We start from the raw sequence: 10,528 nt of genomic DNA, 5'->3' as shown, positions 1-10,528 counted from the left end.
CGCCACCGGCGTGGGCACCGAGGCCGGCTCGGCGCCGGCCGTCCGTGGCCGCGGTCTGAAGGTGCACCACCTCCGGCCGGCCCCCGGCGCCCATAAGTCCAAGATCCGCGTCGGTCGCGGTGAGGGTTCCAAGGGCAAGACCGCCGGACGGGGCACCAAGGGCTCGAAGGCCCGCAAGCAGGTGCCCGCCCGGTTCGAGGGTGGCCAGATGCCCCTGCACATGCGCCTGCCCAAGCTGAAGGGCTTCCGCAACCGGTTCCGCGTCGAGTACCAGGTCGTGAACGTCGCCACCCTCGCGGAACTGTTCCCGCAGAGTGGTGAGGTCACCAAGGCCGACCTCGTGGCCAGGGGTGCGGTGCGGGGCAAGTCGCCGGTGAAGGTGCTGGGCAACGGTGACATCAACGTCGCGCTGCATGTGAGCGCGGACGCGTTTTCGGCCTCCGCGAAGGAGAAGATCGCAGCTGCCGGCGGGAGCGTCACACAGAGCTGAGAGCATGGGTGGGGGTGTGGGCCATGTCACCCAGCTCCCACCCCGGCCCCGCCCGTCCGGACCCCTCGCCAGACGGCCGTGCGCCTCGGCGCCAGCCGTCTCTTGCCGTCCACCATCGCTTACCCATGGTGATGTCGGGACGAGTGGGCCGGGTGTCCTGTTACAGTCGCCTAACCGACCTCGGCGACCGGCCGGGGGAGGCGATCCGCACCGGGCAGGATGTCCACTTCCCGTCGGTCCGCAATCCCAGCAGGAGGAGCCGTGCTCACCGCCTTCACGCGGGCATTCCGCACGCCTGACCTGCGCAAGAAGCTGCTGTTCACCGTCGGTATCGTGATGCTGTTCCGGTTCGGCAGCGTCATGCCGTCGCCGGGTGTCTCGACGTCCGCAGTGAACACCTGTCTGGACTCGGCGAGTGCCGACAGCAGCAACGTCTACTCGCTGATCAACCTGTTCAGTGGTGGGGCTCTGCTGCAGCTGTCCATCTTCGCGCTTGGCATCATGCCGTACATCACATCGAGTATCATCATTCAGTTGCTCGTTGTGGTGATCCCTCGGCTGGAGCAGCTGAAGAAGGAGGGCAGCTCGGGCGAGCAGAAGCTTACGCAGTACACCCGGTACCTGACGATCGCCCTCGGTCTTCTGCAGGCCACCGGCATCGTGGCGCTGGCCCGCAGCGGCCGGCTGTTCCCCAGCTGTTCGGCAGCCATCATCCCGGACACGAGCCTGTTCCGGATCGCGACAATTGTCATCACGATGACGGCGGGTACCTCGGTCATCATGTGGATGGGTGAGTTGATCACCGCCCGGGGGGTCGGTAACGGCATGTCGCTGCTGATCTTCACCTCGATCGCGGCAAGGCTTCCCTCCGAGGGCGGACGCATCCTCCAGGTCGCCGGCGGTGTGGTGTTTAGCCTGGTGCTCCTGCTCGGTCTCGCGATCGTCGTGTTCGTCGTGTTTGTCGAGCAGTCTCAGCGTCGCATCCCGGTCCAGTACGCCAAGCGCCTGATCGGGCGGCGGATGTACGGCGGGACGTCGACCTACCTGCCGATCAAGGTCAACCAGGCCGGGATCATCCCCGTCATCTTCGCGTCCTCGCTGCTGCAGCTCCCTCAACTCGCCGGGCAGGTGTGGAGCAACCGGAGCTTCCAGGACTTCGAGCAAAGATATCTCTCCAGGGGAGACCATCCACTCTATCTGGTGACATACTTCGCACTCATCATCTTCTTCACCTATTTTTATGTTGCGATCACCTTCAACCCAACGGAGGTCGCGGACAACATGAAGAAGTATGGTGGGTTCATCCCCGGGATCAGGCCGGGGAACCCGACGGCGGAGTACCTCAAACACGTACTCGACCGGATCACGCTCCCGGGATCGCTGTTCCTTGGCGTGATCACGGTCCTTCCGTTGGCACTATTGAACCTGACCAAGGACCAGCCGTTCCCCTTCGCGGGCACGTCGGTCCTGATCATGGTGGGGGTTGGGCTGGAAACCGTGAAGCAGATCGAAAGCCAGCTCATGCTCCGCAATTACGAAGGTTTCCTCCGGTAGTGCGCCTCGTACTGGCCGGGCCGCCCGGTGCCGGAAAGGGCACCCAGGCCGCGTTCATTGCCCAGGCGCGGTCGATCCCTAAGATCTCCACCGGGGACATCTTCCGGGCGAACGTGCGACAGGGAACCGAACTGGGCGTCAAGGCCAAGACCTTCATGGATGTCGGTGATCTCGTACCGGACGAGATCACCATCGGTATGGTCCGCAACCGCTTGGCCGAGGACGACGCGGTCAAGGGATTCCTGCTCGATGGTTTTCCTCGCAACGTCCCGCAGGCCGAGGTGCTCGGGCAGATGCTCGATGGCATGGGGACCCGTCTGGACGTGGTGCTTGAGCTCGTCGTCGACGACGACGAGGTGGTGCGCCGGCTGTCCGGTCGGCGTACCTGTCGGAACTGCGGTCACATCTGGCACATCGACTTCGACCCGCCGTCGGTCGAAGGCGTCTGTGACCGGTGTGGTGGCGAGCTGTTCCAGCGCGACGACGATCGGTCGGAGACGGTCCGCCATCGGCTTGAGGTCTACGCGGACCAGACGGCGCCGCTGGTGGCGTACTACGCCGAAAAGGGCATCCTGATCGGTATCGACGCCACCGGACCGGTGGATAACGTCACCGACCGCGCGCTCGACGCCCTGCGGCACTACGGCGACTGAACCCGTCGGCCTGGTCCGGGCGCGGACCAGGCCGAACGTGGCTCCCGCGTTTTTCGCGGAAGATCGTTGGAGCACGTCCTGCGGGGTCGGCGGCTAGCATCGGAAACGGACACAACACGAACACGGACCGGGGCGACGAGCGTGGCGCGACGAGAGCACGTCCAAATCAAGACGGCGGCAGAGATCGCCAAGATGCGGGTTGCTGGCCTGCTCGTCGCGAAGACGCTGGCGCGGCTGTGTGACGCGGTTGTCCCCGGGGTCACCACGGCCGAGCTGGACGCCCTTGCCGAGAAGACGATCCGGGACGACGGCGGTATCCCGTCCTTCAAGGGCTATGCCCAGCCGCCGTATCCGGCCTCGATCTGCAGCTCGGTCAACAACGAGGTAGTGCACGCCATCCCCACCCGCAAGCGGGTGCTGCGCGAGGGCGATATCATCTCGATCGACTGCGGGGCCATCGTGGACGGCTGGCACGGGGACGCCGCGATCACCGTGCCGGTCGGTGAGGTCGCCCCGGAGGTTCTCGCGATGATCGACACGTGCGAGGGCGCGCTGTGGGCGGGCCTCGCCGCAGCCCAGCTCGGCGGAAAGCTCACCGACATCAGCGCCGCCGTCGAGCGGCACGTCCGTCCACATGGCTACGGCATCGTCGACCACTACGGCGGCCACGGCATCGGCAGCGAGATGCACCAGCCCCCCCACGTGCTCAACCACGGCCGGCCTGGCCGTGGCATCCGGCTGATCGAGGGCCTTGCGCTGGCCATCGAGCCTATGATCACTATGGGGTCGCCGGACACGGCCGTGCTCCCCGACGACTGGACCGTCGTGACCCGCGACGGCAGCCTCGCCGCCCACACCGAGCACTCGGTGGCAATCACTCCCCGTGGGCCGTGGGTGCTAACGGCGCCGGACGGCGGAGCGGCGAAACTCGCCGAGCTCGGGGTCGTCTGCGGGCAGCCGGCTGACGCCCCGTCCGGAACCGGCTGAACCGGCTGAGGTCGCGTCGGCCCTTGACGGGGATCGTGTTGACCCTTGACGGGGGTCGCAGCGTACACTCCTTAGCTGGCGGTCTTCTCACGCCGGTGTGCTCCACCGTGTCGATAGCAGTCCTGTCCATGGCAGTTGCGGTCGGTGGCAGTGTGGTTGGTGGGTTCGGGCTCCTCTCGGGGTAGTTCAAGCCTCTGATCTGGGCTTTTCCGGACATTTCGGGGGGCCGACCGGTCGCGGCCGAGCCGCCGTCCCATAGTCGACGTCAGGACAGCGGAGGACATGCCGAAGAAGGACGGGGCCATCGAGATCGAAGGCCGTGTGGTGGAGCCGCTCCCGAACGCGATGTTCCGGGTGGAGCTCCAGAACGGTCATCGTGTTCTCGCCCACATCAGCGGGAAGATGCGCCAGCACTACATCCGGATCCTGCCGGAGGACCGCGTCGTGGTCGAGCTCTCGCCCTACGACCTGTCCCGCGGCCGCATCGTCTACCGCTACAAGTAGTCGATCTCTTCTCACTCGCCCGTAGCTCCACTCAATCGCCACGCGCGGCCCGCGGCTGCGCAGGAGGTCCGCAACAGCCGTGAAGGTCAAGCCCAGCGTCAAGAAGATCTGCGACAAGTGCAAGGTGATCCGTCGCCACGGGCGAGTCATGGTCATCTGCGACAACCTTCGTCACAAGCAGCGTCAGGGCTGATGTCCTGACGGGTGCGCCTCGTCCCGGCGGGTGGCACAGCACGTGCCGCCCGCCGAGATGTGGCCCACCGCATCCAAGCGATGCCAGGCGTCCTCTTCGGGACGACCCACCCCCGGTCGGAGGCCGGGGCCCGCCTGGCCCGGCGCCGGCCGGGACGGCATCGCCCGAGACCTCCGGCCGCAGGAAGGAAACATCCGTTCATGGCACGCCTCTCCGGCGTCGACCTTCCCCGCGAGAAGCGGGTTGAGATCGCTCTGACCTACATCTTCGGGATCGGCCGCAGCCGCTCCCGAGACACCCTCGCCGCCACCGGGGTCAACCCGGACACGCGTGTTCGTGATCTGAGCGAGGAAGAGATCGTCAGGCTGCGCGACTGGATCGACGCGAACTACCGGGTCGAGGGTGACCTCAACCGGGAGATCAAGCAGGACATCCGCCGCAAGATGGAGATCGGGTGCTACCAGGGGCTCCGTCACCGGCGTAACCTGCCCGTCCACGGCCAGCGCACGCACACCAACGCGCGCACCCGTAAGGGCCCGCGCCGCGCCATCGCCGGCAAGAAGAAGGCTGGCAAGAAGTAGTCAGGGTCCCCGGTGGACCGTTCGGGTCCGCCGCCGACCACTGATCGACGACCTCGTACACGGAGACCACACGCGAATATGCCTCCCAAGACGCGCGCAGCCGGCGCCAAGAAGGTCCGGCGCAAGGAAAAGAAGAACGTCGCCCACGGACACGCTCACATCAAGAGCACGTTCAACAACACGATCGTCTCCATCACCGACCCGTCCGGGAACGTGATCTCCTGGGCTTCGGCGGGCCATGTCGGCTTCAAGGGCTCCCGCAAGTCCACGCCCTTCGCCGCTCAGATGGCGGCCGAGAACGCGGCCCGCAAGGCGCAGGAGCACGGGATGCGCAAGGTCGACGTCTTCGTGAAGGGCCCGGGTTCCGGCCGGGAGACCGCGATCCGTTCCCTGCAGGCCGCGGGGCTCGAGGTCGGTGCGATCCAGGACGTCACCCCGACCCCGCACAACGGTTGCCGCCCGCCCAAGCGGCGCAGGGTGTGACCATGCGGCGAGGCGGCCGTGGCCGGGGCTCCACGCCGGCCGGTGTCGTGGCGTCGTGTTCGAGTTCGCGCCAGGAAACGAGAGAGAAGGATTAGATGGCCCGTTACACCGGCGCGGACTGCAAGCGTTGCCGCCGCGAGAAGACCAAGCTGTTCCTCAAGGGCAGCAAGTGCGACACCCCGAAGTGCCCGATCGAGATCCGACCCTACCCGCCGGGCGAGCACGGCCGTGGCCGCACCAAGGACTCCGAGTACCTGCTGCAGAAGCGCGAAAAGCAGAAGTGTGCCCGGATCTACGGCGTGCTGGAGAAGCAGTTCCGGGGCTACTACGACGAGGCGAATCGCCGGGCGGGCAAGACCGGTGACGAGCTGCTGAAGATCCTTGAGTCGCGGCTCGACAACGTCGTGTACCGGGCTGGCTTCGCACCCTCGCGGGACGCCGCCCGTCAGGCTGTCCGGCACGGCCACGTCCAGGTGAACGGCCGCAAGGTCGACATCCCCAGCTATCGGATCAGCGAGAACGACATCGTCGAGATCGCGCCGAAGGCCCGGGAGCTCACCCCGTTCATCGTGGCCCGGGAGACCGCGGGTCAGGGTCGGGCCGTTCCAGCCTGGCTGGAGGTGATCCCGAGCCAGCTGCGGATCCTGGTGCACTCGCTGCCGACGCGGCAGGTGATCGATACCCAGGTGCAGGAACAGCTGATCGTCGAGCTCTACTCCAAGTAAGATCTACCGGCGTCGTCCCCGCAGCCAGGGGGCGGAGCACACTGGTGTCCGGGCGGGCCTCCGCCCGGACACCACCCGTGGGTGGAACGGACCGATGTTCCGCCCACCGGCTCCCGTCAGGGGGCCCGCACCACACGGCGTCATATGGCGGTCGCCGTGGTCGGAAGGACGTTCTCATGCTGATCGCTCAGCGTCCCACCCTCATCGAAGACCCGATCTCCGAGTTCCGTTCACGCTTCGTGATCGAGCCGCTGGAGCCGGGCTTCGGCTACACCCTCGGTAACTCGTTGCGCCGGACCCTGCTGTCCTCCATCCCCGGTGCCTCGGTCACCAGCATCCGCATCGACGGTGTGCTGCACGAGTTCTCCACCGTGCCCGGCGTCAAGGAGGACGTGACCGACCTGATCCTGAACCTCAAGGAACTGGTCGTCAGCTCCGACAACGACGAGCCGACCGTGATGTACCTGCGCAAGCAGGGCCCCGGCGAGGTCACGGCGGCGGACATCGCCCCGCCGGCGGGCGTCGAGGTGCACAACCCCGAGTTGCGGCTCGCCACTCTGAACGACAAGGGCAAGCTCGAGATCGAGCTGACCGTCGAGCGGGGGCGCGGGTATGTCAGCGCGGCCCAGAACAAGCAGGCCGGCCAGGAGATCGGGCGGATCCCGATCGACTCGATCTACTCGCCGGTGCTGAAGGTGACCTACAAGGTCGAGGCGACCCGCGTCGAGCAGCGGACCGACTTCGACCGGCTCATCGTTGACGTCGAGACCAAGCCGTCGATCTCCCCGCGAGACGCGATGGCCAGCGCCGGCAAGACCCTGGTCGGCCTGTTCGGGCTGGCTCAGGAGCTCAACGCCGAGGCGGAGGGCGTCGACATCGGCCCGTCCGCCGCGGACGCGGCGCTGGCGGCCGACCTCGCGCTGCCCATCGAGGAGATGGACCTGACCGTCCGCTCCTACAACTGCCTCAAGCGCGAGGGCATCCACACGATCGGCGAGCTGGTCTCCCGTAGCGAGGCCGACCTGCTCGACATCCGTAACTTCGGGCAGAAGTCGATCGATGAGGTCAAGACGAAGCTGGGCGCGATGGGCCTGCAGCTCAAGGACTCCCCGCCTGGGTTCGACCCGCGCCAGGCCGTGGACACCTACGGCACCGACGCGTACAGCCCGTCGTTCTCCGACCCGTCCGACGACGGCGCGGAGTTCATCGAGACCGAGCAGTACTGATCTCCACGAGGGCCTCCGCTTCCGGCGGGGGCCCTCGGCGACCCTCCGGTGGCGAGAGCCGCGTCCTTCGGGCGGGCAGCCTGGCTAGGCCGGTGACCAGCAGGACAGTGAAAGGAACGAGGAGCACTCATCATGCCCACGCCAACCAAGGGCGCCCGGCTCGGCGGCAGCCCCGCACATGAGCGGCTGCTGCTGGCCAACCTCGCCACCGCGCTGTTCGAGCACGGCGGCATCACCACCACCGAGGCGAAGGCCAAGCGGCTGCGTCCGTACGCCGAGCGTTTGGTGACCTTCGCCAGGCGGGGGGACCTGCACGCCCGCCGGCGTGTCATGCGCCAGGTACGCGACAACTCGGTCGTGCACACCCTGTTCACCGAGATCGGTCCGCGCTACGCGAACCGGAACGGTGGCTACACCCGGATCGTCAAGATCGGCAACCGGAAGGGTGACAACGCCCCGCTGGCCCGGATCGAGCTGGTCGAGGCGCTGACCGTCGGCCAGCAGGCCGTCAGTGAGGCCGAGCGGGCGCGGAGCACCCGTTTCGAGGCTCGTCGCAAGCCCACCGGCGCCACCGCGGAGGCTGCGGAGGAGCTGGCCCAGGAGTCGCCAACCGCGGCTGCTGTGGCAGCCGAGGCCGCGGAGCCAGCGGAGACCCCCGCCGAAGGGGCCGCTGGCAAGCCGACGACCGCGCAGACGGACGACTCCGGCGCCGGGGACGACTCCGGCGCCGGGGAGCAGAACTCCGCAAACTGAGATCCGGGCCGAAGGCCGAAATCTTCGGCCGAATCTCGCGTCCTGGAGTAGATCCGCGCAGGCCCGCCGCCCATCATGGGCGGCGGGCTTTCGTTTTAGTGCCGCCGCACCGCCGCGTCGTCGCTTGCACGGGGGAGAGGCAGATGTCCGATCCGGGAGTTTCCGCGGGACGTCGTCCCGCGGGTCGCGAGGCGGCTGCCCGCCGGTGATGACGATGACCGACGGGCTGGTTCGGCTGCGGCTGAACCTCTCTTATGACGGGACACCGTTCGCGGGATGGGCCCGCCAGCCCGGCCAACGCACCGTGCAGGGCGATGTGGAGGACGCCCTCATGCGGGTGGCGCGGTTGCCGGCGGTACGGCTCACCGTCGCCGGACGGACCGATTCGGGTGTCCATGCCGTCGGTCAGGTAGCGCACGTTGATCTCCCGGACGACGTGCCGCTCGGCGGCCTCGCGCGGCGGCTGAACGGTGTCCTGGACCGGGCCGTGCGGATCATCGGGCTCGCCCCGGCACCGCCCGGCTTCGACGCCAGATTCTCCGCGCTCTCCCGCCGCTACGTCTATCGGATCACCGACGCTCCGTATGGAGCCGAACCCCTGCGGCGCTTCGACACCCTGGCCTGGCCTCGTCCGCTCGACGTGCCCGCGATGGCGGCGGCGGCGCTGTTCCTGGTCGGCGAGCATGACTTCGCCGCGTTCTGCCGGCGCCGGGAAGGCGCGACGACCGTCCGTACGCTGCTGCGCCTCGATGTGCTCCGCCGGCCTGAGGGGGTCGTCGTGGCCGACGTCGAGGCCGACGCCTTCTGCCACTCCATGGTCCGGGCGCTGGTCGGCGCCCTGCTCGCCGTCGGGGAGGGCCGCAAGCCGCCCCAGTGGCCCGCGGCGGTGCTGCACCGAGGTGTCCGGGACCCCGCCGTCACCGTGGCGCCGGCGCACGGCCTGACGCTGGTGGACGTGCGTTACCCGCCCGATCCTGAGCTGGCCGCCCGGGCCGAGGTCACCCGGGCCGTCCGGATTCCCCCCACGCCGTCCGGTTGAGGGGGCCCCGGTCGCCGGTGAGTCAGTGGTCGCCGGTGAGTCAGTGGCGCGGACCGTGGCCGAGTACTGCTCGGTCTCCGATGGGCTCGGTCGCGAGCGTGCTCAGATCGGTCTGGGCGTTCCGCAGCGCGGGATCGATCCCCGCACCCTGGGTGCCGTCGGTGTAGGCGACCTGCGTGTAGATGAGGTAGTGCCCGCGGGTGATCGCGCCCCGCCACGAGTTGTTCCCACCCGGGCCGGTGATCCGCGCGTTCGGAATCGAGTTGGCCGGGACGGGGAGGGGCACGATGCCACCGCGTCCCTGGTTGAGGATGTCCGCGGTGGCGGTGGCGGTGGCGAGCTTGTCGAGGACGAAGACGGTGACGCCGGCCAACACCTGGCCTTCGCCGTCCCCCGGGGTGCTGAGGAACAGCGTCCGCACCACCTGCCGGCAGCGCCGGTCCTTGAGCTGCGTGACCAGATCACCAGTGAGATCCGGGCAGCTGTTGTCCAGTTTGCGGGCGAGCCGTCGGTAGTTCCGTCCTTCGGCCTCGACCTGCTCGTCGGAGAAGAACTCGTTGGCGGTCACCGGATCGGAGTCGAGGGTCGCGCTGTCGAGGAAGCCTGCCGGGATCGGTGGGAGCGTCTGCCGGGTGGTGGGCGTCTTGTTCCCGTTGTCTCCGCTGCGCCCGTTGTCCCCGCTGCGCACCGCCACGACCGCGACCGCCGTGATGAGGACGAGGACGGCCCCCGCGACGCCGGCCAGCAGCCGCCGAGCGCCGCGGACCCCACGGTCCCCGGCCTGGTCCTGAGTGCTCCGCCCCCACCTCGGCGGGTACGCGCCACGGGCGCTCGATGCGGCGGTGGCGGACGGTGCCGACCCGTTGACCGGATCGCCGTCGACCGAATGGAGGCCGACTGGATCGCCGTCGCCGAATCCGCCGTCAGCCGCGGGGGGTGGGTGGGATTCGCCGGTTTCACCGATGCGGGTGGGACCGCCGGTAACGGCATCCGTGTCAGGGAAGACACCTGGGCGCGGGGAGACACCCGGATAGGCCGGCGTGTCCGAGTCTCGTGGACGGGATGCCGGGCGCTCATAGCGGGTCGGACCGGACGGCGGCACGGATGCGGCGCCGGTCCCGGCTGGCCCCGTGCTCAAGCTCGTGGTGGTCGGGGACGGTGTTATGCCGGGCGGCGTGGTGTCGGGCGGCGTGATCCGCAGGGAGGTCGGCTTCGGCGAGAACGAGTACGTCCGGGACCCCCCGAACAGGGGATCGTCGGCCGGGGGAGTCCAGCCGTCGAGGTCGGGGTGCGGGCCACCCGGGCGGGGAATCGTCGCCGCTGTCGGGCCCGTGGTGCCT

Annotated in this window: 13 protein-coding genes; 12 read left to right on the top strand and 1 reads right to left on the bottom strand. The window is 68.4% G+C overall.

The window, feature by feature from the left end:
* Positions 1–10: 10 nt before the first annotated feature.
* From rplO to truA, 12 genes are all read left to right on the top strand, one after another.
* Complete coding sequence (gene rplO, locus AC08ON_RS00095; protein ID WP_476616271.1) at positions 11–490, top strand: 50S ribosomal protein L15; 480 nt, start codon at positions 11–13, stop codon at positions 488–490.
* Positions 491–751: 261 nt separating this feature from the next.
* The gene (gene secY, locus AC08ON_RS00090) at positions 752–2,044 is read left to right on the top strand and encodes a preprotein translocase subunit SecY (protein ID WP_476605947.1); all 1,293 of its coding nucleotides are present in this window, start codon (positions 752–754) and stop codon (positions 2,042–2,044) included.
* On the top strand, positions 2,044–2,697 hold the full coding sequence (locus AC08ON_RS00085; RefSeq protein ID WP_476605948.1) for an adenylate kinase: 654 nt from the start codon (positions 2,044–2,046) through the stop codon (positions 2,695–2,697). Before secY ends, AC08ON_RS00085 begins: the two co-directional genes overlap by 1 nt.
* Before the next feature lie 141 nt (positions 2,698–2,838).
* Positions 2,839–3,684, top strand: a complete 846-nt coding sequence (gene map / locus AC08ON_RS00080; RefSeq protein WP_476605949.1) for a type I methionyl aminopeptidase — start codon at positions 2,839–2,841, stop codon at positions 3,682–3,684.
* A gap of 282 nt (positions 3,685–3,966) precedes the next feature.
* Positions 3,967–4,188, top strand: coding sequence for a translation initiation factor IF-1 (gene infA / locus AC08ON_RS00075; RefSeq protein WP_006541558.1), 222 nt, complete (start codon positions 3,967–3,969; stop codon positions 4,186–4,188).
* A gap of 79 nt (positions 4,189–4,267) precedes the next feature.
* The gene (gene rpmJ, locus AC08ON_RS00070) at positions 4,268–4,381 is read left to right on the top strand and encodes a 50S ribosomal protein L36 (protein WP_003956441.1); all 114 of its coding nucleotides are present in this window, start codon (positions 4,268–4,270) and stop codon (positions 4,379–4,381) included.
* 200 nt (positions 4,382–4,581) lie between these two features.
* Positions 4,582–4,962: a 30S ribosomal protein S13 gene (gene rpsM / locus AC08ON_RS00065; RefSeq protein ID WP_462202433.1), complete on the top strand. Its 381-nt coding sequence runs from the start codon at positions 4,582–4,584 to the stop codon at positions 4,960–4,962.
* A 78-nt stretch (positions 4,963–5,040) separates the two neighbouring features.
* Positions 5,041–5,445, top strand: a complete 405-nt coding sequence (gene rpsK, locus AC08ON_RS00060) for a 30S ribosomal protein S11 (protein ID WP_011435061.1) — start codon at positions 5,041–5,043, stop codon at positions 5,443–5,445.
* 95 nt (positions 5,446–5,540) lie between these two features.
* The gene (rpsD, locus tag AC08ON_RS00055) at positions 5,541–6,170 is read left to right on the top strand and encodes a 30S ribosomal protein S4 (RefSeq protein ID WP_476605950.1); all 630 of its coding nucleotides are present in this window, start codon (positions 5,541–5,543) and stop codon (positions 6,168–6,170) included.
* A 176-nt stretch (positions 6,171–6,346) separates the two neighbouring features.
* Complete coding sequence (locus AC08ON_RS00050) at positions 6,347–7,396, top strand: DNA-directed RNA polymerase subunit alpha (RefSeq protein ID WP_011435063.1); 1,050 nt, start codon at positions 6,347–6,349, stop codon at positions 7,394–7,396.
* A 132-nt stretch (positions 7,397–7,528) separates the two neighbouring features.
* A complete protein-coding gene (gene rplQ / locus AC08ON_RS00045) occupies positions 7,529–8,149 on the top strand; it encodes a 50S ribosomal protein L17 (protein WP_476605953.1) in 621 nt (206 codons plus the stop codon).
* 214 nt (positions 8,150–8,363) lie between these two features.
* Entirely contained in the window at positions 8,364–9,188 is an 825-nt protein-coding gene (gene truA / locus AC08ON_RS00040) for a tRNA pseudouridine(38-40) synthase TruA (protein ID WP_476605954.1), read from the top strand.
* A 40-nt stretch (positions 9,189–9,228) separates the two neighbouring features.
* Here truA and AC08ON_RS00035 read toward each other — a convergent pair.
* The coding region (locus tag AC08ON_RS00035) for a hypothetical protein (RefSeq protein WP_476605955.1) at positions 9,229–10,528 on the bottom strand (1,300 nt) is incomplete at its 5' end.

It is taken from the genome of Frankia sp. CoWAU3, from assembly GCF_977971855.1.
This window is presented reverse-complemented; position numbering and strand designations above follow the sequence as displayed.